We start from the raw sequence: 22,849 nt of genomic DNA, 5'->3' as shown, positions 1-22,849 counted from the left end.
CCTGCTTCAAACTAAAGCGGCGTACTGCTCGTGCTCATTTCGTCTGGGAATCGAGCGCGCGTTCGCGCTGGGCGCGCGTCATCTGACGTGCTTGCCTGGGAGCGGGTGCGGCCGATACAAGCGCGACATTAGTGAGTTGCGGTACGGCACGGCGTACGTCTATCGATGGGCAATTGTTGCTCGTGTCAAAAATCAGATGGCCACTGGGAAAGACGGCGGGCAGCTTTTCGTGGATCTGGTAGCTCATGTCTATGGGCGGCGCCTCACCGGAATAAAGGATCTGGTTGCTGGGGTTATAAACGGTGTAGCACGCCATGGCTGGCGCGGCCAAGGCCGTTAAGGACAGCGCCATTGCGCATTTCAAAGAGGTCATGAGTTTCTCCTGCACGCTCCGGATCAGAGACGTGGCTTAAAGCATATGTCTTATGTGGGTTGCGTCAAGTCGGACGGCGCCGCCACATCGGACCACAACTTTCCCCTACCTCTCTTGAGATCAAATCTGGTGTCAGGCAGGTCGACTCACCAGGTTCCGGCAGGCCTTTTTGCGCGAATGGCTGCCACGATCGCTGCTGCGGCGTCAGGCCGGTTGCCTTGCTCGGCAAACTGCAAGGCCGTCAAACCCAGCTGGTTTTTGAGTTGCGGGTCGGCACCTTCTTCCAGCAGAAGCTTCACGGCGGCAGTTGTGCCATACATGGCTGCCATCATCAGCGGGGTAGTGCCGTTGGGAGACTCGGCATCAATATAGGCGCTGTTTTCCAGCAGCAGGCTGATGATGGCCAGGTGCCCGCCACTGGCGGCGTAATGCAGTGGCGTCCAGCCGGTCTTGTTGACGTCGGCGCCCTGTTTGACCAGCTTCTCAGCCAGGCCCTGATGGTTCTTGAGGGCAGCCAGCATGAGCGCGCTTTCCCCCTTGTCGTTGAGGGTGTTGACGTCGGTCTTGGGCCAGTCAACCAATACCTGCGCTACTCTGAGCGATGGCTCCTTCAGCGCGAGAAAGAGCCCACGCTCGCCTTTTGGGTCAGGTGTGTTGGGATCAAACCCCCGCTGCAGCAGTGCCTGAATAGTGCGGGGATCATCGCGCTTGACGGCGATGAAAAAATCATCGTACGACCCTGCATTTGCCGAAGAAATCCCATAAAAAACAACGGCAATAATTGCTTTCTTAAAGTAATTTATGAGGTTATTTTTCATGCTTTAACCCCGCTGAAAAGCTGCTCGAAATTGCGGCTGGTGGCCTCTGCAATGGCCTGGATGGGTTGTTGGGTGAGCTCCGCGATCTGCTTGGCCACCAGGGGAACATACGAAGGATTATTGGTTTTCCCGCGGTACGGCATGGGCGCGAGGTAGGGGCTGTCGGTCTCAATCAGCATGCGGTCCAGGGGGACAAATCGGGCCACCTCCCGCAAATCCGCCGCATTCTTGAAGGTCAGGATGCCGGAAAAAGAGATGTAAAACCCGAGGTCAAGCGCAGCGCGAGCCACCGCCTGGGTTTCGGTAAAGCAGTGAAAAACTCCAGTGGCGCGGCCCGCTTCTCCAGCGCTACCGCCCTCCTCCTTCAACAAGGCGATGGTGTCGTCGGAAGCACTGCGGGTATGAATCACCAGGGGCTTGCCGGTCTGGCGAGCTGCCCGGATGTGCACGCGAAACCGCTCCCGCTGCCATTCCATGTCCGCTACGGTCCGGTCACCCAGCCGGTAATAGTCGAGCCCGGTCTCGCCAATGCCGACCACTTTGGGCAGGCTGGCGCGTGTCAGCAGGTCGTCCAGGCTGGGCTCTCGGACATCTTCGTTGTCGGGATGCACGCCGACGGTTGCCCAGAAATTGTCGTAGGCCGTGGCCAATCCATGAACAGTTTCGAACTCTTCCAGGGTGGTGCAGATGCACAGCGCCCGGTCAACCTGGGCGGCCTGCATGGCCTGGCGGATTTGCGGCAATTGGGCCTGAAGCTCCGGAAAGCTCAAATGGCAATGGGAGTCAGTGAACATCGCGGTACAAAGTTAGGTATCAAAAAAGGCTGCAAGCCTTATTGGTCTTGCGCAAGCAGCTATAAATACCATAGCAACCACGGCGCTTGCCGATGTGGCCGGCCGTGGCCAGCAGGGCCTAAATGGTCTGTGTGGGGCGGTCGGACGCCAGGTGGGCGCCGAGGATTTCTTCAATCTTGATCTTCAGGAGACGGGATTTATCGTCCGACGGGAACCGGACGCCGACGCCTTGCGTGCGGTTGCCGGCCGCCCTTGCGGGTGTGACCCAGGCCACTTTGCCGGCCACCGGATAGCGCTGCGTATCTTCGGGAAGCGTCAGCAGGACGTAGACGTCGTCGCCCAGCTTGTAGTCGCGTGCAGTCGGAATGAAAACGCCGCCTTCCGTGAACAAGGGAATGTAGGCGGCATAAAGCGCTGCTTTTTCCTTGATGGCCAGCTGGACAACGCTGGGGCGGGCGGTGGCGGCCGAACTGGCGGGCGGTGGTGTGCTCATGGCGCTAGTTTATCGGTTTGCCTGCGAAGGCGTCTGCAATTGCAGCATAAAAGAAACGGTTTAGGTTTATTTCGCATTCAGCGCTGTGCGGGCCCGGCTTACCAGCGATTCAAGCATCAGGCCCGGGTTGTAGGGGTGTTCCACCGTGCGGGCAATGGCCGCCAGCTCTTTGGACCAGCTTGCAAGGGCGTAAAGCCCGCCACCCGTCTTGCCGGCCGCAGCGGGAAGGGCTGCTGGAAGGTCGCCCGCGTGGAAAAACCGCGGCGCGGCGCCCATGCGCACAGCCAGCACATCGTGGCAAAGCTTTTGCAATGCATCCACAGCCTGCGCTGGCGCCCAGTCCGACAGCGCGCTCACGTCGCCGCGCGCCATGGCTTTGGGCAGGGCCTGCCAATGTTGGGCAGCTTCCGCGGGCGGGTTGTTCTGCGCCCAGCTCAGCGCGTCGGCGGGTCGTCCGCCCGCGGCCACCAGCAAGGTTTGCAATTCGGCGGCTTTTGGCGCTGCCACGGCTTTTTTGGTGCTACCGGCGCTGTCACCTGCCAGCGTGATTTCCTGCTGGAGCCAGCCCAGAGCCTGGTCAAAGTCCGGCCAGACCATGGTGTGGCCCAGGCACCGGCTCCGGATGGTGGGCAGCAACTGGTGCGCGGCCTCGGTGGCCAGGATGAACATGACGGCGCCTGGAGGCTCTTCCAGTGTCTTTAGCAGGGTATTGGCCGTGACGTTGTTCATGCGCTCGGCCGGGAACACCAGCACCACCTTGGTGGTGCCGCGTGACCGTGTGAACTGGGTGAAAGACACGGCTTCGCGCGCCGCATCGACCTTGATTTCCTTGCTGGGCTTGCGTTTCTTGCTGTCCAGGTCGTCCTGCGTCTTTTCGTCGAGCGGCCAGCCGAGCGCTAGCGACAGGGTTTCGGGCATCAGCATGCAAAGGTCCGCATGCGTGTGTACATCTACCGCGTGGCAACTGCCGCAGTGCCCGCAGGCCCCCTGCGGCGTGGCTTCTTCGCAAAGCCAGGCCCGCGCCAGTGCCAGCGCCAGTTCAAACTGCCCCAGACCCGAAGGTCCGCTCAGGAGCCACGCATGGCCGCGCTGGGCCAGCAGGCTTTCAAGTTGCGCCTGGAGCCACGGCGCCAGGCGCGGGTTGCTGGATCCGGCTGTCGCCGGCAAAGTATCCAGAACGCTCATGACAACCAGCCTTTGGCAATAAACACCTGCTTCACGGCCTGCCAGACTTCATCGCGGCTTTTTGATGCGTCAATGCGGGCGAAACGTTCCGGATGATTTTTCTGCCGGTCCGCGTAGCCTTGCGCCACGCGGCGGAAAAATGCCACCGGCTGCGCCTCGAATTTGTCGGGCAGTCGCGCGCCCGTCAGCCGCCGGGCCGCTTCTTCAGGCGCCAGGTCAAACCATACCGTCAAATGCGGCTCGATCACGGTTTCCACCTCGGGCTTCATGGGTGAATTGCCGGCGGGGTCGCCCAGCAGCCCTTCGTCGGATTGAACCCAACGCTCCAGCGTTGAGAGCAGCTTCAGGTCAAAACCGCGCCCTGCCCCCTGGTAGGCAAAAGTGGCGTCGGTGAAACGGTCGCACAGCACCACGTCACCGCGCAGCAGCGCCGGTGCAATCACATTCACCAGGTGGTCGCGCCGCGCAGCAAAAATCAGCAAGGCTTCGGTCAGCGGGTCCATGGCGTCATTGAGGACCATGGCGCGCAGTTTTTCGGCCAGCGGCGTACCCCCGGGTTCTCGTGTCAGCGTCACCGCCCTGCCCTCGGCCTTGAAGGCATCGGCCAGCCCGGCAATGTGCGTGGACTTGCCGGCACCGTCTATGCCTTCGAAGCTGATGAAAAGGCCGCTCAGAGGTCTATTACTCATGATGTCATTCGCGTAACGCCAAGCCGCCAACTGAGCGAAAGTGACACGCAAGCCAGGGCCGCGGAACCGGCTTTGCCGGGCCGCAGGCGCAGCGCCCCCTCGGGGGGCAGCGCAGTACGCGAAGCGACAAGCGTGGGGGCCATAGTTATTACTGGCCTCTTATATATTTGTTCACCGCACGGTTGTGCTCATCCAGGCTGCTGCTGAAATGGCTGGTGCCGTCGCCGCGCGCCACAAAATAAATGGCCTTGGTCGGTGCCGGCTGCACGGCGGCCAGCAAGGCAGCTTTGCCCGGCATGGCGATGGGGGTGGGCGGCAGACCGGCGCGGGTGTAGGTGTTGTAGGGCGTGTCAGTCAGCAGGTCGCGTTTTCGCAGGTTGCCGTCGAACTTGTCGCCGAGCCCGTAAATCACGGTGGGGTCGGTCTGCAGCAGCATGCCCAGGCGCAGCCGGTTGGTGAAAACGCCGCCGATCTGGGAGCGGTCCGACGGCTTGCCGGTTTCCTTTTCGACGATGCTGGCCAGGATCAGGGCCTCGTCAGGGGTTTTCAGCGGTGTGTCGGGGTTTCGCAGCGCCCAGGCAGCGTCCAGCCGCTTGTCCATGGCCCGTGACGCGCGCTTGAGCACGGCCAGGTCGCTGGAACCCTTGGCGTAGGTGTAGGTGTCGGGGAAAAAACGGCCCTCGGGGTGCACACCCGGCCTTCCCAGCTTTTGCATGATGACTTCGGGCGCCAGGCCAAGCGTGTCGGGCGCAAGCTGCTCTGCTTTTTGTAGCGCAGCGCGCACCTGGTTGAAGGTCCAGCCTTCCACCAGCGTGACGCTTTTGAGGGCTTGATCGCCGCGCACCAGCATGGCGAGCAGCTTTTGCGGCGTGGTGCCGGGCACCAGCTCGTAGCTGCCGGCCTTGATGAGCCGGGCCTGGCCCGAAAAGCGAAACCAGGCATGGAGCAACAGGGCCGGGACATCGGCGCCGCTGGCCACGATGACCTCGGCCACGCCGCTGGCGGGCGTGCCGGGCTCGATTTCAAGGTCTACGACCTGGCTGCCGGGGGCCAGCCGCAGGGGAATCGGCTCGTGCAGCCACCACAAACCCGCGCCAAACAACAGCAGGGTGCCGGCAAATACCAGTATCAACAGACTTGTAAAGACACGACGCACAACCCAGCTACCTTTTCTGTACAGAACACAAAACCTCGAGCCTATGATAATTCAGCCCATCTCCTCATCGAATGTGAACGCCCCATGACCCTGCCTCCTGCCGCTCACCTGATTTCCGGCATCACCGAACTTGCGCACCTGGGTGTCATCCGTGCCTCCGGTGAAGATGCCGTCACGTTTTTGCAGGGCCAGCTGACCCAGGACGTGGCCCAGATGGGGGCCGGCGAAGCGCGCCTGGCGGCTTTCTGCAATGCCAAGGGCCGGATGCAGGCCAGTTTTGTGGTGTTCAAGCGCAGCAGCGATGCCGGCCAGGACGTGCTGCTGCTGTGCAGCCGCGACATCCTGCCCGCCACACTCAAGCGCCTGTCGATGTTTGTGCTGCGTGCCAAGGCCAGACTGACCGATGCCAGCGCCGAATTTGCGCTCTACGGCGTCACCGGATCTGCTATGGATTCGATAGCTGGTGGCGCTCGTCCTGTATGGTCAAAAGCCGATTTTGGTGATGCAAATATGGTGTTTTTGCAGCCCGGCGCGGGCCAGCCGCGTGCGATCTGGTGCGCACCTGCCGCTTCACCCGCTCCCGAAGGCCCACGCATCGACAGCGCCTTGTGGCATTGGCTGGACGTGCAGTCCGGTATCGCGATGATCACGCAGCCCATCTTTGAGGCCTTTGTGCCGCAAATGCTGAATTACGAATCCGTCGGAGGGGTGAACTTCAAAAAGGGTTGCTACCCGGGCCAGGAAATCGTTGCGCGCAGCCAGTTCCGCGGCACGCTCAAACGGCGCGCATACCTTGTCCATACCGCCGGAACACCAACCGTGGGCCAGGAGGTGTTTCACGCCTCGGACGCAGGACAGCCTTGCGGGCTGGTTGCCGCGGCAGCTGCCAATCCTGCTGGCGGCTTTGACGCCATCGTATCGATGCAAACCTCTGCCGCCGCCGATGCCGGAGATGGCCGGTTGACACTGGGAAGCGCCACGGGCGAGTCCCTGAGCCTGCTTCCCCTGCCCTACGCGCTGCTCGAAGACATCTGATGCGCGGCACTGGGGCGTGGGGCTCATGACATGTGCCTGATCGCGTTTGCCATTGGCGTGTCGGAGCGTTGGCCGCTCCTGATTGCGGCCAACCGCGATGAATTCCTGGACCGGCCGACGCTGCCGCTGGCCCGCTGGCAAACCGCTTCGGGGCAAGAAGTCCTCTCAGGCCGCGACTTGCGTGCCGGCGGCACCTGGATGGGCATGACTCCGGGCGGCAGGATCGCTTTTCTCACCAATGTGCGCGGAGCCCGTGCGGATACCGGAGCTCGCTCACGGGGGGAACTGGTAACACGTTGGCTGGAAAGCCGCGATGATGCGGCAGGTTTTGCTTCAGCCCTCGAAGAAGAAGGCGCGGACTACGCAGGCTTTAACCTGGTGGTTGGCGATTTTCAGCGGAACGTCTGGGCCTGGGTGACGAACAAGCCGGCCGTGGTGTCTGGCGCTTCAAGCCTGCATCTTCAGGCTCTGCCACCAGGTCTCTATGGGTTGTCCAATGCGGCACTGGATACGCCGTGGCCCAAAACCCTGGAACTCAAACGCTCCCTCCACGCCGCGCTGATGGCGAGCTCAGGCCTGGAAGCAACGGAGCTTCAGGCATCGCTGTGGTCAGCTCTGGGTAATCGCCAGCGCGCGCCGCGCGAAGACCTTCCAGCCACCGGTGTGCCGTTGGCGCTGGAAGAAGCTCTGTCCAGTGCCTTTGTGGATTTTCCGGACCATGCGTACGGCACACGGAGCAGCACCGTGCTGCTGGCAGCAGCAGATCCAGCCGATCTGTCAACGCGATGGGATGTCCAGGTCGAGGAGCATACGTACGTGAGCCCGTCAGCTGAAGAGTCCAGCCATCACCATCAGCCGGCGTATCCCGTTTCGCACCGGTTCACTGTTCAATGGCAGAAAGCCGCACCCGCTTCTCAGAGCCTGGACCGGTAGTCGGGGGGAATACGCTGACGCGTGGCTTCCTTGTCTTTTTCGGGTGATGCGGCCATGGCCGCCTTGTAGAACATCAACGCCTTCGCGTCATCTTTTTTCCGGATGGCATAGAGGTAGCCCAGTTTGACCAGCCCGTCGACCTGCTGGTCAGGAAAGCTTTTGTTACGCAGTTCCATGCTCTGGATGGCCAGATCCAAGTCGCCGTTTTTCACACCCAGTACCCACCCGGCATCCAGGAGGTCATAGTCATAAATACCTTCTGCCAGGTATTGTTTGGCCAGCTTTTGGGCCTCTGCCGTTCTCCCCGACCGGCTCAGCAGGACGACTTCCAGCGATCGGACTGAAGCCGCTTTCGGCTGGAGGTTCTTGCTGCGCTCCAGGTATTCGAAAGCCTTGTCCATGGCTCCCATCTGGGCATACCCACGGGCAATATTCGTCAGCAGGGCCACCACGTACGGACGCGAAGACACCACAGACTCCCAGATCCAGACGGCGTTTGGCCAGTCGCCCCAGCGCGCCAATTCGTCAGCCACCATCGGCGTCAGCTTGCGGTAGTGGGGATTGATGCGGGTGCCTTCTTTGACCAGCTCCAATATTTCCAGCTTGGTGGCGTTCCAGCGCGGGTTGTTGACATCCCCGGACTGCGTGATGGTTAGTGCCAGTCTGACGGACCTGACGATCCTGCTTTCCGCCATGGCGGCCTGTTGCGATATATAGATCGCCAGCGCGAGGCAAAACATTAAAGTGATGCCCAGCAACTTCGAGTACACAGGCTTCCAGGAAAGTTGTTGGGCGGCAAACTTGCCTTGAACGCCCAGGCGGGCGTCGGAAGCGGTCAGGAACCCCAGCGCCAGTGCAAAGATTGCGTCGGTAGTGGCCATGCGCCAGGGAAAACCGATATTGCTGACGATCAAAAGCGCCAGCAAGCTGGACAGGACAAGCGCACGTTCCGGGGCCTCCTGCAACCACCCGAATCCCCGGTTTCTGAGCGTTTTCCACGCGGCGATGCTGAGATAGCCAAGAAGGGCCAGCAGGAACATCCAGCCCACCAGGCCGTATTCGGCCAGCAACTGAAGGATCTCGTTGTGGACGTAATAGTCGGTTTCAAGTTGCGTGCCATCGGCCTGGTACAGCGGAACATCCACTTCCCAGGCGCCGGCGCCAACGCCTCTTAGCGGATGAGCCTGGATGATCCGCGATGTCGCTTTCCACATCACAAAGCGCACGCCCAAGGAATTGTCATCGACGGAAATTGTTGCCGTACGCTTGAAGGCCCGCTCGAAAGCCGTGTTGCCCCGGGCCTCTGCTGTCAGTTTCGGATTACCGGTCTGGATCAAACCCAAAGCGAGGACGGTGGCCGCCAGAAGCCCGCATGCCAACAATTTCTGGCCGAGGTGCCACGAAGAAATCGCCAGTTGCCGGCGGTAGCGCATGGCGATGAGCGGCAGTACGAAGATCAGCAGCAGCCATAACGCCATCAAGGCCCCACGCGTCCCTGTCATCATGAGCGCCACGACGACAAAGCCGTTGGTCAAGGACAGCAGGGATATTTGCAGCGAGTTCCGTGCCCGCATCAGTAGATAGAAGGAGAAAGGAATGGTGCAGACCGCAAATTCGGCAAAAAAGTTACGGTTGACAAAAGTGGACGCTGGATTCGGGCCTTGCGGAAAATAAGTGAAATCAAACCAGAACTGAAGTGCGGTCCAGAGCGAAGCCACGAGGGCGCCCGCATGAATCCCCAGGGCCAAATGAGGCAACCGGTCCCTTGACAGGGTATTGAGCCCCAGCCACAGCAGCAGGCTGAAGACGAACCACCGGATGGCCTCCACGCCACCGAGATAGGCGTGTGACCACAGCATGCTTGCCAGGGCGTAAAACATGAGCGACAGGGGTAACCACATGAGGGCATGCCAACGCAGGGGCTCCTGCCGGTGGCGCTGCTGCCAGAAGAAAATCAGGCCGGCACTGATCGCCGAAAACGACACCATCATGGATTTCAGCGTGTCCTGCAGCATTTCTTCATGAGGCACGCCAATTGCCGGCGTCACAAACATCATGAAAGCAAGAAGCACGGTGATCCAGCCGCCCTGCGCCACCTCTGCAGGCAGGGCCGCCATGGAGTCCGCGCCGGGTGAGTCAGCAGGGTCCAGCTTGGCTACCGTACCTGCGACGGTGGGATGCCCCTGCGCATCGGGGCCGGTTTTTTTGGGGGTCATGAGATCGATCAGCTTTCTGAGTGTTTGAAACAGGCCGCACGCACAGGCGACGGCATGCACCAACAACGCCGTTACGGTGCCCGGACCATCTCAACATGGGAGATGCCGGCTTCTTCGAAAGGCTCACCCCGGGCCTCAAAGCCAAGGCGCCGGTAAAAGCCCTCCGCACTGCGCTGCGCATGCAGCATGACCTCGTGGTCTCCGCGATCCCGGGCGGCGTCCATCAACGCGTTCAAAAGATTTTGGCCAAGGTGAGCTCCGCGCAGCGCCTTGTGCACCGCCATGCGCCCGATCTTCGCCGTGCCATCGGCTTGCCGCACCAGCCGCCCGGTCGCAATGCCCTCTCCCAACCCGTTATAGGCAACGGCGTGCACGGCCGGGTTGTCCGCTTCGTCGCACGCCATCTCCATCGGAATGCCCTGCTCCTGCACAAACACGGCCGTGCGGACCCTGGCCGCGTCGGCGCCCAGGGTGGCCCAATCACCCGTCCTGATGTTCACCATGGCCTCACCGGCCTCAAAGCCCACGAGCAGATTGCGCAGCGCATCCGGCACGGGCCGGGACGTCTGGGTCAGGGGATCGGCAAACACATAGATGAGTTCGCAGGTAATGAGCAGTTCATCGGCCCTGAACACCGCACCTATGAATGTCATGGACGAATTGCCGATGCGTGCGCACTTGAGCGCAACATCGAGCCGGTCATCAAAGCGTGCCGAGCCGTGGTATTCCAGTGCGGCCTTTTTCACGTACAGGTCACCGCCCATCTTGTGCATGGTTTCCTCGTACGGCAGTGCCAGCGCGCGCCAGTAGTCGGTGATGGCAGTGTCGAAGTACATCAGGTAATGCGCGTTGAACACGATTTTTTGCATGTCCACTTCGGCCCAGCGAACCCGCAGCGGGTGAAAAAATCGGAATTCCTGTCGTTTCATGGTTTATTGTCCGAAAGATTGAATGCCAGGCGCAGCGCCCGGGCCGCGTCCGCATGGGCTTGCCGCGCTTCGGGAATGATGCGCCCCATCTTGATGAACTCGTGCGTGACCCCGCGGTAGATTTCCAGGTCGACCGGCACGCCGGCCGCGCGCAGCTTGTCGGCATACATCACCCCTTCGTCGATCAGGGGATCGCACTCTGCCAGGCCCAGCCAGGCAGGGGCCACATCGTCCACATCCGGCGCATTGAGCGGCGCGAAGCGCCAGTCCTCGCGGTCGGCAGGGCTTCGCACATAGTGGTTGAAAAACCAGGTGATATCAGCTTCCTCGAGCACAAAACCACCGGCAAAAAGCCGGTGCGACGGTGTGTCCTGGCGGGCGGCGCAACCGGGGTAAAACAGCAGCTGCAGCGCCAGCGGCAAACCGGCATCGCGGGCCAGGATGGCGCACATGGTTGCCAACGTGCCGCCCGCGCTGTCGCCGCCGACCGCCACACGGGTTTCGTCAAGACCGAGGCTGGTTGACCGTACCGTCAGCCACTGCAGGGCATCCCAGGCATCATGGGCAGCTACAGGAAATTTGTACTCCGGTGCCAGCCGGTAGTCCACGGAAATCACCGCGCAACCTGACAGGTGGCTGAGCTGCCGGCACAGCACGTCATGCGTTGCCACACTTCCGATGGTGAAGCCGCCGCCATGAAAGTAAAGCAGCACCGGCAGGCGGTCAGTTGAGGAGGCGTAGAGGCGCGCAGGCAGGCTGTAGCCATCCCTGGCGGGAATGAGCAGGTCTTCGACTCGCGTCAAGGCCGGCTTGGGAATTTCCAGCACGCCGGCACCTGCCTCGTATGCCGCTTTGGCCCCTGCGGGGGTGAGCGTATGAAACGGTGGGCGCCTGGCCCGTGCCATGCGGCTGAGTACATTCCGCATCGCGGGAGTCAGCAAGTCTTCAGGGGAGGTGCGGCGCATTTATTTGAATGTTACCGACACAGGCTGCGCTCCGGCCAGTCCCTGGTAAGTCGCTGTGGCGGTCAACCCTGCCTTGGGGGGTAGCAGGGGTGAAAACGAGCCCAGGCTGATCAAATCGCCTGGCTTCATGGCAAGACCTTCCTTGGCCAGGGCGCCGGCTAACCAGACGACTGCGTTGAGGGGATGACCGAGGATGTCGCTGCCCTTGCCTCTTCCCAGTTCTGCACCGCTGCCGTCTGCAAGCACGACGGTCATGTTTTCCAGCATGCCCAGCATGGCGTAGCGCTCTGCCCTCGTCACGGGCACGGCCAAGGGCGTACCGGCCACACCGAACCGGGCACCGACATTGATGGCACTGACCGCCGGGCCATTGAGCCGGGGTGGCGCCTGCACGACCAGGTCGGGCAATTCGATAAAGGGAATGATCTGGTCAACGGCTTCAAGCACGTCCAGGGATGTCCGGGCCCGGTTGATGGCTGCACTTTTGACACGCACCAGCATGTCGGCCTCAAAAAGCGGACGCGCGCCAAAGGCCGCATCGACCACGAACCCGCCGGGCAGCACCATGCCCTCATACAGCTTGCCCCACACGGGTTGGTCGTAGTTGAAGCGTTTTTGTACCGCCGGGTTGGTAAGGCCTGCCTTGTAGCCGACCACTTTGCCGTGGCGTTTTTCCAGCAGCGCATTGAGTTTGGCGCGGGTACAAGCGCCATCGGCTTCGTTGAGACCTTCCGGGTTTGCCGCAGGCTGTCTGGCGGCGATCTTTTCGGCCAGGTCGCCGACTTGCGCATCGCTCAGACATTCGGCCCTGGCCTGAAGAGCCGCTATCGCCCAGGTGACCAGCATCAGGGTTTGCTTGCAATTCATGGGCATCTCCAGCTATTAAAGTAAGGGCAAGCCGATTGGGGCAACCGATTGGGGCAAGATGGGCGGCACGGGAAAACCGCCCAGCATCGTACAACGCGAAAGACAGCAAAACCATGGCCTTTATCTATTACGTCACCCAGATCCAGTTTGAATTCGGCGCGATCAAATTGCTCAAGCAGGAATGTGAGCGTGTCGGCATCACCCGTCCGCTCATCGTCACCGACCCCGGTGTCAAGGCTGCAGGTATTTTGCAAAAAGCGATTGACGCGCTGCCCGGTGTGCAGGTGACGGTGTTTGACCAAACCCCTTCGAATCCCACCGAGGCAGCCGTTCGCGCAGCCGCCGCGCTGTACAAGTCCGCCGGCTGCGACGGTCTGATCGCGGTCGGTGGTGGCTCAGCCATTGATTGCGCCAAAGGCGTGGCGATTGCCGCAACCCATGAAGGCCCGCTCACGACCTACGCCACCATTGAAGGCGGTTCACTGAAAATCACGGACCGCGCGGCCCCGCTGATTGCCGTGCCCACCACCAGCGGCACCGGCAGCGAAGTCGCCCGCGGGGCCATCATTATTGTGGATGACCACCGCAAGCTTGGGTTTCATTCCTGGCATCTGGTGCCGAAAACGGCGATTTGCGATCCGGAGCTCACATTGGGCCTGCCGGCCAAACTGACAGCGGCCACCGGCATGGACGCGATTGCGCATTGCATGGAGACCTTCATGTCAGCCGCCTTCAACCCGCCAGCCGACGGCATCGCGCTGGACGGCCTGGAACGCGGCTGGGCCCATATCGAACGGGCCACGCGCGATGGCAGTGACCGGGACGCCCGCTTCAACCTGATGAGCGCCTCCATGCAAGGGGCCATGGCGTTCCAGAAAGGACTGGGCTGCGTGCATTCGCTGAGCCACAGCCTGGGCGGAGTCGACCCGCGCCTGCACCACGGCACGCTGAATGCCATGTTTCTGCCTGTGGTCGTCGACTTCAATGCGGCCGCCGAATCGGTGCAGAAGGACCGGCGCCTCGACCGCATGGCGCGTGCCATGGGCTTTGCTTCGGGCACCGACATTCCGGATGCCATCCGCGAGATGAACGCACGGCTGGGGTTGCCTGACGGCCTCGCAGCAATGGGCGTGCAGCCGCAAAGTTTCGGCAGGATCATCGACGGCGCGCTGGCTGACCATTGCCATAAGACCAATCCACGCATCGCCGACATGAATGATTACCGCCTCATGCTCGAAAAATCGATGTAGCGCAGGGTTGGGGGGAAAATACGTTCTGCCCAGCTTCCAAGGTTTGCTTGAATTGCCAATTTCAAAATTTCTGCGTTTTTTGACAGTCGGCCTGCTCAATACCGGTTTCGGTTACGGACTGTTCGCAATTCTGAGCTTGCTTGGCATGCCATATCCCGTAGCGATCGGACTGGCGACCGTTGCCGGGATCGCGTTTAACTTTCAGACCACCGGTCGGCTCGTATTCGACGGCGCACCCCGCAGCAGGCTCATGCGTTTTGTCGCGGTTTATGTCCTGATTTACGGGCTTAATGTGGGCGGGGTTGCACTTTTGCTGGCGGCAGGTCTCAATCTTTATGCCGCCAACGCGATAGTCCTGCTCCCGCTTGCATTGATCGCCTATAAGATGCAACAGAAATTCGTCTTCGCCATGCCATGAAAAAAATCACAGTAGTCACCCCTTGCTATAACGAAGAGGACAACGTCGAAGAGGTCTATGCGCAAACTCGCGCGGTATTTGGTGAAATCGAGGGCGTCAGTTACGAACACCTGTTTATCGATAACTGTTCGACTGATCGTACCGAAGCGCTGCTACGCAAACTGGCAGCCGCCGACCCGAAGGTCAAGGTCATCCTGAACGCGCGTAATTTCGGCCATATCCGCTCACCCTACTATGGACTGCTGCAGGCGACTGGCGACGCTGCGATCCTGCTGGTGGCAGACCTGCAAGATCCGCCGGCACTTATGAAAGATTTTGTCGCGCACTGGCTTGACGGCGAAAAAATCGTTGTCGGCGTGAAACCAAGCTCCGAAGAGTCCTCGCTGATGTTCTCGCTGCGCCGCCTTTATTACCGTACCGTCACAAAGATCGCCGACGTCAAGCTGATCCAGAATTTCACGGGCTTCGGCCTGTACGACCACAAGGTACTGGAGGTCCTGCGACGCATCGACGATCCATATCCTTATTTGCGCGGCCTTGTTTCCGAGGTTGGTTACGAGGCGGTGCAAATCCCCTATAACCAGCCGCGGCGCCTGCGGGGCATTACCAAAAACAACTTCTATACGCTCTACGATATTGCGATGCTCGGCATCACCTCTCACTCGCGCGTGCCGTTACGGCTCGCAACGATGATCGGTTTTGCTCTGTCGGGCTTGAGCTTGCTGGTCTCCCTCGTCTATCTGTTACTTAAACTGCTGTTCTGGAACCAGTTTTCGATGGGCACGGCACCGGTACTGATAGGCGTGTTCTTTTTCGCATCGGTACAGCTGTTTTTTATAGGCTTGCTCGGAGAATATGTCGGCGCGATCCTGACCCATGTCATGAAACGTCCGCTCGTCGTCGAACGTGAACGCATTAATTTCGATGATTAAGGCGGCCGAGGCTGGCCGCGCCGGACCGACAACCCCATTCGGTAGCGTAATTTTCTGGACCGTGTTCGCGCTGCTGCTCGGACCTGCACCAATCTGGCTGTCGTCGACTGAAATGTGGGATGGTGTCATCGGCGCCCACGCTCTGGCCAATCACGACTGGGCCACGCTCAGAAGCTGGCTGCTCGACAGCAACTGGTACCTGACCTACGGCCTCTTTTACCTCGCCGATGCGCTTCAGCCATTGCTGCCACCCTGGATATTTTTCAAGCTCTGGATCATCTTGATGGCGCTCGGTATCGCCTGGGAAGTACGCCGCCTTGGGGAGGACGTCTTTAACATTGAACCGGCGGTTGCCGCATGGTTGCCTGCCGTCGTATTGAGCTTCCCGCTCTGGTATGTTTTCTTCAGCTACACGCCAATGCTCGGCCATATCACCTGCGTGTTTCTGGCATTGGCGGGCTACCGTTTGTTCCACGCGCCCGGACGCATGCAAGCCAGTCTCGGGCTGCTGCTGGTGCTGCTGTCGTTCCAGCTCGCATCGAACTGTGCTTTTTTGATCGCGCTGGAATCCGGTCGCTGGCTGTTTGCCCGTGACAGATCCCGCTGGAACTATGTCCGCTCGGTGATTCTGGTGTTCGCTGCGATTGCCGCGTTTGCCGCTACGCGGGTGATCTGGCGGCCAGTCGGCGCGTACATCGCTTACAACCAGTTTCTCGATCCCCTCGCATTGAGCAGCATGCTGAGTTACCTCAAATATCTGGCATTGTTCGCAACCTGGTTCCTGCTGCTACTGCCCTTGTTGCCCGGCCTCGTGGCGAGCTGGCATCGCCGGGCTGCCGGCGAGAAGTCGTTCGGTACCGCGCTGCGAGCCGGTTGGCGGCCGATGGCGCTACTGGGATTGCTCGCGCTGGCGGCCATGGCCCCCTATGTGGTGGTCGGGCTCGGCTCCCCGTTGTTTGTCGTTCATTTGCCGTCGCCGACTTCCGTCTCCGCGGTGCTCGCGACGGCCTCAAGCCAGGCGCCGTTGAGCTTTTGGTACGGCGAATGGGGTGCGCGGCATCTATTGCTACCGATGGTTGTCATTGCGCTGTTTGCGGGCTGCTGCGTCGCACTGGTCCAACGCGCGACGGTGCCGGGCGCGACACTGCGCGGCGCCCTGGTACTGATGATCGCGGTGAACCTCCTGATCGGCATGGCTGGCCACTGGAAAAAACTTGAACGAATCGCGCAGGAGCACGGCATCGTCAAAGCATTGGCGGCGCGGCCGGCGCCGCCCGGCGGTGAGGTTGACCTGATTGTCGATGCGCATGCCGGTTACCTCGGCCGGGTCTATGAGGCGAACGACCTGCTGTTGCGAGCCTACGGCGAAACACGCTGGTCGGCACACCTGCTGCCCGAGGTTCCGGCCATACAAGCCTGGAGCGAAAAAACACGCCGCGAGCTGGCCGAACAAGCGCCAGCCTCGCGAGCCGCAAGCGACCGGCTCAATCTCATGGTCGGCTACGACTGGAATCGGCATTGCCGCAGCACGGTGCGGCTTCAGTTGGCTGATCTTGGTGTCTGGGATGTGTTGTGGCGAGCCGAACACCAGCGTGCGACATTGCCGGCAGCGACCGTCAGAGCCGTGTCGAGCGACTGCCCGGACGCCGGCTCCGCCTGGCGCTGAGCTCCCGCTGGGGGTGCGCCAGGTCGCACCCGCCCACCATGTCTCTATCTGCCAAATCGGACCCACCCGATGTATGCGCCACCCCATCAGTTCAGAAGCATCGCGAAGTGCGGGCAATGATGAGGTCCCACCGCTCTCGTAGCGCCGGGAATGCGGTGGACGCCGGGCTGAAGTTGCCTTCGCGCAGCATCACTCGCAATTCGGGCCAGATCAGTAGCTAGCAGCCAGGCTGCGTTCTGGCCGAAGAATCAGTCGCAAAATCATTTAATTACTTTTTATAACCATAAATGTCATTGTTGACAAGAGACTATTTACTTATTTTTTATAACTAAAACCCCATTAACCTCATGCAGTGATTAGCGATTTCACGCGGTGTTTGCTGTCCGCAAACAACAGTGCATGGGACCTGTAGGGCTGCGTCGAATCGATAAGCACGCTTATATCAACAACATTAGGAGACCTGATGAAGACCAAACTATTTGCACTTTCCGTGCTGTCCGCTGCCAGTTGCGCCGCTCAGGCCCAAAGCTCCGTCACGCTGTATGGCGTGGTTGATACCTATTTGGAAGTCGCGTCTGCCGGCAACGGCAATGTGACACGCGTCTCCAGCGGGGGTGCCATGGGTTCACGTTTCGGGTTTCGCGGTACGGAAGACCTCGGCGGCGGCCTGAAGGCGAATTTCGTGCTGGAGGCCGGCTTTTTAACAGACACAGGCACTGGCACAGGTACTGCGACCATCCCCACCAGCACTGTGCCGACTGGGGCTAGTTACATGTTTCAGCGCCTGGCGACCGTGGGCTTGAGTGGTGACTTCGGCGCCGTCAACATCGGCCGCCAGTACACGCCGCATTTTGGAACCATGGCGGCTTTTGACCCCGCCGGATTCACGATGTCCGGCGCCCTGAACTATTACGCGGGGCCGGGCGTAGGCATCAACGGTGGCTCGCTCTCTGACGCCACCACCCGCCGGGACAACTCCATCCAGTACACAACGCCGACCTGGAGCGGTTTCAAGGCCAATGTGTTTTATGCTTTCGGCGAATCGACCGGCGCGGGCGGCCAACCCAAGTCCACCGGCAACGTGCTCAACATCGCAGCCGGCTACAGCAGCAGCACGCTTGCGGCGCAAGTCAGCTACCTGACGGAAAAAACCATCTACATAGTCGGCAATACCGATAAATACACTGATGTCGCCGTCTCCTACGATTTCGGGTTCATCAAGCCGTCTGCCATCTTTGTACGTCGTCGCGGCGACACGACTGGTGCGCCCGCGCTCGACGCTTACCAGATCGGCGCCTCGGCACCTGTCGGCGTAGGCAAGCTGATCGCCACCTACGGCCAGCTCAAAAACAAGACCACGGCGAATTCGGATTCCAAGGCCATAGGCCTGCGCTACGACTATCCGCTGTCCAAGCGAACCACGATCTACGGCGGCGCGACCAGGATCAGCAACCAGGCCAACGCAGGCTACACCATCAGCGGCGGCGGTGGCAGTTCGGCTGGCCTGGCGCTCTCGGCGGTCGGCCAAAGCCCGAAGTCGCTGTACGCGGGTATTGCACACGTGTTTTGAGGCTTCCGCTCCAGGCTGAGGTGCCTGGCAGCGATCTGGAATCGCCGTATGACGTGCCACGTCATGCGGCTTTTTTATGAGCGCCTCGCCGGGGAAACACCGCATCGAGGCGCGCATTCCGGCCGGTTCATGGCCGGTTCATAAATGATGAACCAGCTTCATGTCCGGATGTTCCAGCCACCGGGCATATTCCTCCGCAAGCTGCCCGGCTTTCGATGTGGCCTGCGACCATGCGCGTATGCGTGCGTGGATATCGGGGCCGTAGCGCATGAAGTCCGCGCGGTCCGGAAGCTTGCCGCCGGGCAAGGTTTTGATCCACTCCGGGTTGGGGGCGAGCAACACCATGTTGTCCAGAAAATGTGTGGCTCCGTGCCGCCACTTCAGGCCCTTGTCGAGCCAGCCAGGCACCACGGCCCTCTGGAAATGCGGGTACAGCACCAATCCCGGCGATGACCCCGCCTCCCCTGCCGTGCCCCCGCGGTGATAGTTCAGGTGCAGGTGGTAGTCGGTGATGCCGCCGTCCCAGTAGGCGCCGGGCGGCGCGCCGGGGATGTTGTGCACGGAGCGCAGCACAAAAGGGATGGAGCAGCTGGCCTGAAGTGCCGGCTGAAAATTGGCTTCGTCCATCGGCACCTGGCGGGTCCGGTAGTCGGCAGTTGAAAACGGCAGGGAGGCGTTCTGCGTGGAAAACACGACGCGCTCCAGCCATGCGCCCATGGCCTTGCGGTGCAGGCTGTTGGTGAGGAACGCGCCAAAGTAGCCCAGCGGCGTGGCCACCTTGTGCTCACGGCCCAGCATGTGGCGGCCACGCGAGGTGACGATGTGCAGCCGATAGCGGGGATGGCCAATCACTTCCTTCACCCTGCCCCCGTAGAAAACCTTCAGGCTCTGGCCGAACTGCTCACTGACGGCGTCGGCGGTCGGGCGCTTCTGCCCGGGCTTGAGTTCGTAATGCTGGTGGATGTAATCGGTTTCGAGGCGCTGGAATGCGGCCTCAGGGTTGTCCAGGCAGGCCGTGGCCATGCGCCATGCGCCTATGGACGCGCCGACCAGGTCCACCGGATGGCTGCTTTGCGCCAGCCAGTCACCAAAGATAAAGCGGTCCAGTGCGCCAAGGATCAAGCCCTTGGGCCCGCCCGCCGCCCCGGGTACGACGGCAATGTCTGCTGGCCTGAGGCCGTTTTGCTCGATATGCCGGCGTGCCTTGGGACCGGCGTAAATGCGGAGGGCTTGCATGGGGGTAGATGGTTGCTATTATTTTGATAGCTGGTTGCGCCCGCCAGTCAAGCGCCAGGGCCTGATTTAACCTTAAAAACGGGTCAATTCATGTCTTTCTGGCGACCTGGCGGCGTGCGCATTGTTATTTCTTCAGTGCCGCCAGCTTGCTGAAGGCCGACTCCATGGCGGTCGCGGCGGCCGGTTGTGGCGCGCCTGGGCGGCTTCCATAGTTGCCGCCGCGGTTTTGCCCGCCCGGCGGGCGCGCGCTTTCAAAGCGGTTGTCACGCGGGCCGTCGCGGCGGGCCGGTGCGGCGTCGAGTTTCATGGTGAGGCCAATGCGCTTGCGCGCCACATCGACCTCGGTCACGCGTACTTTGACGATGTCGCCGGTTTTTACGACCTCACGCGCGTCGTTCACGAACTTGTTGGAAAGCTGGCTCACGTGGACCAGGCCGTCCTGGTGTACACCGATGTCAATGAAGGCGCCGAAGGCGGCCACGTTGCTGACCGTACCTTCCAGCGTCATGCCTTCCTTCAAATCCTTGATGTCTTCCACGCCGTCGTTGAAGCGGGCCACCTTGAAGTCGGGGCGCGGGTCGCGGCCGGGTTTTTCCAGTTCGGCAATGATGTCCTTGACGGTGATCACGCCGAACTGTTCATTCGCAAACAGCTCGGGCTTCAGGGTCTTGAGCATCTCGGCCCGGCCCATCAGCTCGGCCACCGGCTTGCCGGTGTGGGCCATGATCTTTTCAACCACCGGGTAGGTTTCGGGGTGCACCCCTGTCATGTCCAGCGGGTTGCTGCTGCTGCGCAGGCGCAGGAAACCCGCGCTCTGCTCAAAAGTCTTGGCGCCCAGGCCGGTCACCTTGAGCAAGTCGGCGCGCGAGGCGAAGGCACCGTTGGCATCACGCCAGCGCACGACCGACTTGGCCACCGTTTGCGACAGGCCCGACACGCGCGCCAGCAGCGGCACGCTGGCGGTGTTCAGGTCCACGCCCACGCTGTTCACGCAGTCTTCGACCACGGTGTCGAGGCTGCGCGCCAGGTCGCTCTGGTTCACGTCGTGCTGGTACTGGCCAACGCCGATCGATTTCGGGTCGATCTTGACCAGCTCGGCCAACGGGTCTTGCAGGCGTCGCGCAATACTGGCCGCGCCGCGCAGGCTCACATCCACGTCGGGCATTTCCTGGCTGGCGAATTCACTGGCGGAGTAGATGGAGGCACCCGCCTCACTGACCACGACTTTTTCAATGGCCTGTTCCACCTTGGCCATTCCCTTGATCAGGTCGGCGGCGAGTTTGTCGGTTTCGCGGCTGGCGGTGCCGTTGCCGATGGCGATCAGGTTGACGCCATGCTTTTCGCAGAGCCTGGCCAGCGTGTGCAGGGAGCCATCCCAGTCCTTGCGCGGTTCATGCGGATAGACGGTAGAGGTCTCCACCAGCTTGCCGGTGGCATCGACCACGGCCACCTTCACGCCGGTGCGAATACCCGGGTCCAGGCCCATCACCACACGCGGGCCGGCGGGCGCTGCCAGCAGCAGGTCGCGCAGGTTGTCGGCAAAGACCTTGATGGCGACCTTCTCGGCCTCTTCGCGCAAACGGGTAAAGAGGTCGCGCTCGAGCGAGAGGCTGAGCTTGACGCGCCAGGTCCAGGCCACGGCCTTGCGGATCAAATCATCCGCTGGTCGCGCCTTGTGGCTCCAGCCCAGGTGCAGCGCGATCTTGCCTTCGGCAATGCTGGGCTTGCCGGGCTCGGCCTGCTCAGGCAGTACCAGCTTGGCATCCAGGATCTCAAGCCCGCGGCCGCGAAAGACTGCCAGCGCACGGTGCGAAGGCACGCGGCCAATCGGCTCGTCGTAGTCGAAGTAGTCTCGGAATTTGCTGTTGTCGGCGTTGTTCTCGTCTTTGCCGGTCACCAGCTTGGAGCTGAACAGCCCCTCGCTCCAGAGCCAGTTGCGCAGCGACTGCACCAGGCCGGCATCTTCGGCCCAGCGTTCGCTGAGGATGTCGCGCACGCCGTCGAGCACGGCTTGCACGGTGGTGAAGTCGTCACCGCTTTCGTTCTTTTCGGCCTTCACAAAGGCCGCGGCTTCGTCGGCAGGTACCAGCGACGGGTCGGCAAACAGCTTGTCGGCCAGCGGCTCGATGCCGGCTTCACGCGCAATCTGACCCTTGGTGCGGCGCCTGGGCTTGAAGGGCAGGTAAAGATCTTCGAGGTCCTGCTTGGTGGCGGCAAACTCTATGGCTGCACGCAACTCGGGCGTGAGCTTGCCCTGCTCTTCAATGCTTTTGAGCACGGCTTCGCGTCGCTCTTCCAGCTCGCGCAGGTACCCCAGCCGGTATTCCAGCTCGCGCAACTGGATGTCGTCCAGCCCGCCGGTGGCTTCCTTGCGGTAGCGCGCGATGAAGGGAACCGTGGCGCCGCCGTCAAGCAGCTCGACGGCTGCCTTGATCTGGTGTTCCTGGACTTTAATTTCTGCCGCGATCTGGCGGATGATTTTCTGCATATTGAAAGAGATGTTCGAAAAAGCTCGGAAAAAGAAGCAAAAGAAGGTCGATAAAGGGGCAAATGCCCGCCCGGCGATGCAGCCTGCCCTGGCAGAGAGCCGTTATCGGTGCGCCGAGTACAAACTGACGCCAAGGGTCGGCATTGTCCCACAGCACCAGCGCTGTTTTGCTTCTGATAATGGCCCTTGGCTTAAAGCAATTTCTTACATTTTCAGGGGAGACACACATGCGGACTCGCACGATTTTTTTGGTGGTGGCCATGCTGCTGCTGGCGGGCTTTGTGGCCCTCAATGTCGATGAATTCAGCCGTGTGAGCATGCTCAGCCTGGGCTTTACCACCGTGGAGGTGTCGCTGGGCTTCGTGATGCTGCTCTTGCTGGTGGTTGCCACGGTGGTGTTTCTGGCCTCCACGCTCTACATGCAAAGCACCAACTTGCTGGAAACCCGGCGCTACGCACGCGAGCTGAACACGCAGCGTGAGCTGGCTGACAAGGCCGAGGCCTCGCGTTTTACCGAACTGCGGAGCTACCTGGAGGTGCAGGCCCTGGCCGCACAGCACCGGGAAGCCGCCGCCGCCACTGTGCTGGCCGAACGCTTCTCGCAGCAGCAACAGGCATTGCTGGCGCGGCTGGAGCAGTCGGACAACACCATGGCCGCCCACATGGGCCAGCTCCAGGACAGGCTTGAGCGGCATGGCGGCATTCCGCACCTGGAAAAAGACTCGGAGACCATGCCGCTGGTTTAAGTGCCTGAATACCGGTTGTGCCGCGTCTTTGTTAACCAAGCCCGGCAGGTGTAAGAACCGGCGAAGTCCATCGACCAATGGGGGTCTGCA

22 protein-coding genes are annotated in these 22,849 nt (G+C 61.2%); 8 read left to right on the top strand and 14 right to left on the bottom strand.

What is annotated here, in order from left to right:
• Positions 1–34: 34 nt before the first annotated feature.
• The 7 genes from AC1DY9_RS05905 to mltG form a co-directional block, all read right to left on the bottom strand.
• Positions 35–373 carry a hypothetical protein gene (locus AC1DY9_RS05905; protein ID WP_457280898.1) on the bottom strand — a complete coding sequence of 113 codons (339 nt, stop codon included), beginning with the start codon at positions 371–373 and terminating at the stop codon, positions 35–37.
• Between the two features lie 146 nt (positions 374–519).
• A complete protein-coding gene (locus tag AC1DY9_RS05900; protein ID WP_477666022.1) occupies positions 520–1,191 on the bottom strand; it encodes an ankyrin repeat domain-containing protein in 672 nt (223 codons plus the stop codon).
• The gene (locus AC1DY9_RS05895) at positions 1,188–1,985 is read right to left on the bottom strand and encodes a TatD family hydrolase (RefSeq protein WP_457280896.1); all 798 of its coding nucleotides are present in this window, start codon (positions 1,983–1,985) and stop codon (positions 1,188–1,190) included. Before AC1DY9_RS05895 ends, AC1DY9_RS05900 begins: the two co-directional genes overlap by 4 nt.
• A 118-nt stretch (positions 1,986–2,103) precedes the next feature.
• The gene (locus AC1DY9_RS05890; protein WP_457280895.1) at positions 2,104–2,478 is read right to left on the bottom strand and encodes a PilZ domain-containing protein; all 375 of its coding nucleotides are present in this window, start codon (positions 2,476–2,478) and stop codon (positions 2,104–2,106) included.
• A 66-nt stretch (positions 2,479–2,544) separates the two neighbouring features.
• Positions 2,545–3,663, bottom strand: coding sequence for a DNA polymerase III subunit delta' (locus AC1DY9_RS05885; protein ID WP_477666021.1), 1,119 nt, complete (start codon positions 3,661–3,663; stop codon positions 2,545–2,547).
• Entirely contained in the window at positions 3,660–4,352 is a 693-nt protein-coding gene (gene tmk / locus AC1DY9_RS05880; RefSeq protein WP_457280893.1) for a dTMP kinase, read from the bottom strand. Before tmk ends, AC1DY9_RS05885 begins: the two co-directional genes overlap by 4 nt.
• 148 nt (positions 4,353–4,500) lie before the next feature.
• The gene (gene mltG, locus AC1DY9_RS05875) at positions 4,501–5,508 is read right to left on the bottom strand and encodes an endolytic transglycosylase MltG (protein WP_457280892.1); all 1,008 of its coding nucleotides are present in this window, start codon (positions 5,506–5,508) and stop codon (positions 4,501–4,503) included.
• 84 nt (positions 5,509–5,592) lie between these two features.
• Between mltG and ygfZ the strand changes: the two genes are divergently transcribed.
• Positions 5,593–6,543, top strand: coding sequence for a CAF17-like 4Fe-4S cluster assembly/insertion protein YgfZ (ygfZ, locus tag AC1DY9_RS05870; RefSeq protein WP_477666020.1), 951 nt, complete (start codon positions 5,593–5,595; stop codon positions 6,541–6,543).
• A 30-nt stretch (positions 6,544–6,573) separates the two neighbouring features.
• The gene (locus AC1DY9_RS05865) at positions 6,574–7,476 is read left to right on the top strand and encodes an NRDE family protein (protein ID WP_457280890.1); all 903 of its coding nucleotides are present in this window, start codon (positions 6,574–6,576) and stop codon (positions 7,474–7,476) included.
• Here AC1DY9_RS05865 and AC1DY9_RS05860 read toward each other — a convergent pair.
• The 4 genes from AC1DY9_RS05860 to AC1DY9_RS05845 all read right to left on the bottom strand — a co-directional run bounded on the left by AC1DY9_RS05860 (position 7,458) and on the right by AC1DY9_RS05845 (position 12,453).
• Positions 7,458–9,692: an O-antigen ligase family protein gene (locus AC1DY9_RS05860; protein WP_477666019.1), complete on the bottom strand. Its 2,235-nt coding sequence runs from the start codon at positions 9,690–9,692 to the stop codon at positions 7,458–7,460. The genes AC1DY9_RS05865 and AC1DY9_RS05860 overlap by 19 nt on opposite strands.
• A 71-nt stretch (positions 9,693–9,763) precedes the next feature.
• Positions 9,764–10,621: a YbgC/FadM family acyl-CoA thioesterase gene (locus AC1DY9_RS05855; protein WP_477666018.1), complete on the bottom strand. Its 858-nt coding sequence runs from the start codon at positions 10,619–10,621 to the stop codon at positions 9,764–9,766.
• Positions 10,618–11,586, bottom strand: a complete 969-nt coding sequence (locus AC1DY9_RS05850) for an alpha/beta hydrolase (RefSeq protein WP_457280887.1) — start codon at positions 11,584–11,586, stop codon at positions 10,618–10,620. Before AC1DY9_RS05850 ends, AC1DY9_RS05855 begins: the two co-directional genes overlap by 4 nt.
• Positions 11,587–12,453, bottom strand: coding sequence for a 2-keto-4-pentenoate hydratase (locus AC1DY9_RS05845; RefSeq protein WP_477666017.1), 867 nt, complete (start codon positions 12,451–12,453; stop codon positions 11,587–11,589).
• 113 nt (positions 12,454–12,566) lie between these two features.
• Here AC1DY9_RS05845 and AC1DY9_RS05840 point away from each other — a divergent pair, with 113 nt between their 5' ends.
• The 5 genes from AC1DY9_RS05840 (at position 12,567) to AC1DY9_RS05820 (ending at position 18,289) form a co-directional block, all read left to right on the top strand.
• Entirely contained in the window at positions 12,567–13,703 is a 1,137-nt protein-coding gene (locus AC1DY9_RS05840; RefSeq protein WP_457280885.1) for an iron-containing alcohol dehydrogenase, read from the top strand.
• Positions 13,669–14,121 (top strand): GtrA family protein, encoded by a 453-nt coding sequence (locus AC1DY9_RS05835; RefSeq protein WP_457280884.1) that lies wholly within the window; start codon positions 13,669–13,671, stop codon positions 14,119–14,121. The genes AC1DY9_RS05840 and AC1DY9_RS05835 overlap by 35 nt, the downstream gene beginning before the upstream one ends.
• Entirely contained in the window at positions 14,118–15,053 is a 936-nt protein-coding gene (locus tag AC1DY9_RS05830; RefSeq protein ID WP_457280883.1) for a glycosyltransferase family 2 protein, read from the top strand. The genes AC1DY9_RS05835 and AC1DY9_RS05830 overlap by 4 nt, the downstream gene beginning before the upstream one ends.
• Positions 15,028–16,719: a hypothetical protein gene (locus tag AC1DY9_RS05825; RefSeq protein WP_477666016.1), complete on the top strand. Its 1,692-nt coding sequence runs from the start codon at positions 15,028–15,030 to the stop codon at positions 16,717–16,719. Before AC1DY9_RS05830 ends, AC1DY9_RS05825 begins: the two co-directional genes overlap by 26 nt.
• 463 nt (positions 16,720–17,182) lie before the next feature.
• A complete protein-coding gene (locus tag AC1DY9_RS05820) occupies positions 17,183–18,289 on the top strand; it encodes a porin (protein ID WP_457280881.1) in 1,107 nt (368 codons plus the stop codon).
• A gap of 138 nt (positions 18,290–18,427) precedes the next feature.
• Here AC1DY9_RS05820 and AC1DY9_RS05815 read toward each other — a convergent pair whose 3' ends face one another.
• From AC1DY9_RS05815 to AC1DY9_RS05805, 3 genes are all read right to left on the bottom strand, one after another.
• Complete coding sequence (locus AC1DY9_RS05815; protein WP_477666015.1) at positions 18,428–19,525, bottom strand: patatin-like phospholipase family protein; 1,098 nt, start codon at positions 19,523–19,525, stop codon at positions 18,428–18,430.
• Between the two features lie 124 nt (positions 19,526–19,649).
• On the bottom strand, positions 19,650–22,013 hold the full coding sequence (locus tag AC1DY9_RS05810; RefSeq protein ID WP_477666014.1) for a Tex family protein: 2,364 nt from the start codon (positions 22,011–22,013) through the stop codon (positions 19,650–19,652).
• Entirely contained in the window at positions 21,976–22,275 is a 300-nt protein-coding gene (locus AC1DY9_RS05805; protein WP_457280878.1) for a hypothetical protein, read from the bottom strand. Before AC1DY9_RS05805 ends, AC1DY9_RS05810 begins: the two co-directional genes overlap by 38 nt.
• On the opposite strand from AC1DY9_RS05805, the gene AC1DY9_RS05800 reads away from it, so the two are divergent.
• A complete protein-coding gene (locus tag AC1DY9_RS05800) occupies positions 22,241–22,759 on the top strand; it encodes a hypothetical protein (RefSeq protein ID WP_457280877.1) in 519 nt (172 codons plus the stop codon). The genes AC1DY9_RS05805 and AC1DY9_RS05800 overlap by 35 nt on opposite strands.
• Positions 22,760–22,849: the final 90 nt, after the last annotated feature.

It is taken from the genome of Polaromonas sp. P1_F6 (assembly GCF_056405695.1).
The sequence above is the reverse complement of the archived record's forward strand: the minus strand, read 5'-3'. Positions and strand labels throughout refer to the sequence as shown.

Coding starts and splice junctions, on each gene's coding strand:
- tmk (WP_457280893.1), bottom strand. CDS start 4,352: ATGAGTAATAGACCTCTGAGCGGCCTTTTCATCAGCTTCGAAGGCATA.
- AC1DY9_RS05850 (WP_457280887.1), bottom strand. CDS start 11,586: ATGCGCCGCACCTCCCCTGAAGACTTGCTGACTCCCGCGATGCGGAAT.
- AC1DY9_RS05855 (WP_477666018.1), bottom strand. CDS start 10,621: ATGAAACGACAGGAATTCCGATTTTTTCACCCGCTGCGGGTTCGCTGG.
- AC1DY9_RS05905 (WP_457280898.1), bottom strand. CDS start 373: ATGACCTCTTTGAAATGCGCAATGGCGCTGTCCTTAACGGCCTTGGCC.
- AC1DY9_RS05885 (WP_477666021.1), bottom strand. CDS start 3,663: ATGAGCGTTCTGGATACTTTGCCGGCGACAGCCGGATCCAGCAACCCG.
- AC1DY9_RS05800 (WP_457280877.1), top strand. CDS start 22,241: ATGCGGACTCGCACGATTTTTTTGGTGGTGGCCATGCTGCTGCTGGCG.
- AC1DY9_RS05835 (WP_457280884.1), top strand. CDS start 13,669: ATGATTACCGCCTCATGCTCGAAAAATCGATGTAGCGCAGGGTTGGGG.
- AC1DY9_RS05810 (WP_477666014.1), bottom strand. CDS start 22,013: ATGCAGAAAATCATCCGCCAGATCGCGGCAGAAATTAAAGTCCAGGAA.
- AC1DY9_RS05890 (WP_457280895.1), bottom strand. CDS start 2,478: ATGAGCACACCACCGCCCGCCAGTTCGGCCGCCACCGCCCGCCCCAGC.
- AC1DY9_RS05895 (WP_457280896.1), bottom strand. CDS start 1,985: ATGTTCACTGACTCCCATTGCCATTTGAGCTTTCCGGAGCTTCAGGCC.
- AC1DY9_RS05840 (WP_457280885.1), top strand. CDS start 12,567: ATGGCCTTTATCTATTACGTCACCCAGATCCAGTTTGAATTCGGCGCG.
- AC1DY9_RS05830 (WP_457280883.1), top strand. CDS start 14,118: ATGAAAAAAATCACAGTAGTCACCCCTTGCTATAACGAAGAGGACAAC.
- AC1DY9_RS05860 (WP_477666019.1), bottom strand. CDS start 9,692: ATGACCCCCAAAAAAACCGGCCCCGATGCGCAGGGGCATCCCACCGTC.
- ygfZ (WP_477666020.1), top strand. CDS start 5,593: ATGACCCTGCCTCCTGCCGCTCACCTGATTTCCGGCATCACCGAACTT.
- AC1DY9_RS05805 (WP_457280878.1), bottom strand. CDS start 22,275: ATGGCCACCACCAAAAAAATCGTGCGAGTCCGCATGTGTGTCTCCCCT.
- AC1DY9_RS05865 (WP_457280890.1), top strand. CDS start 6,574: ATGTGCCTGATCGCGTTTGCCATTGGCGTGTCGGAGCGTTGGCCGCTC.
- AC1DY9_RS05820 (WP_457280881.1), top strand. CDS start 17,183: ATGAAGACCAAACTATTTGCACTTTCCGTGCTGTCCGCTGCCAGTTGC.
- AC1DY9_RS05845 (WP_477666017.1), bottom strand. CDS start 12,453: ATGAATTGCAAGCAAACCCTGATGCTGGTCACCTGGGCGATAGCGGCT.
- AC1DY9_RS05900 (WP_477666022.1), bottom strand. CDS start 1,191: ATGAAAAATAACCTCATAAATTACTTTAAGAAAGCAATTATTGCCGTT.
- AC1DY9_RS05815 (WP_477666015.1), bottom strand. CDS start 19,525: ATGCAAGCCCTCCGCATTTACGCCGGTCCCAAGGCACGCCGGCATATC.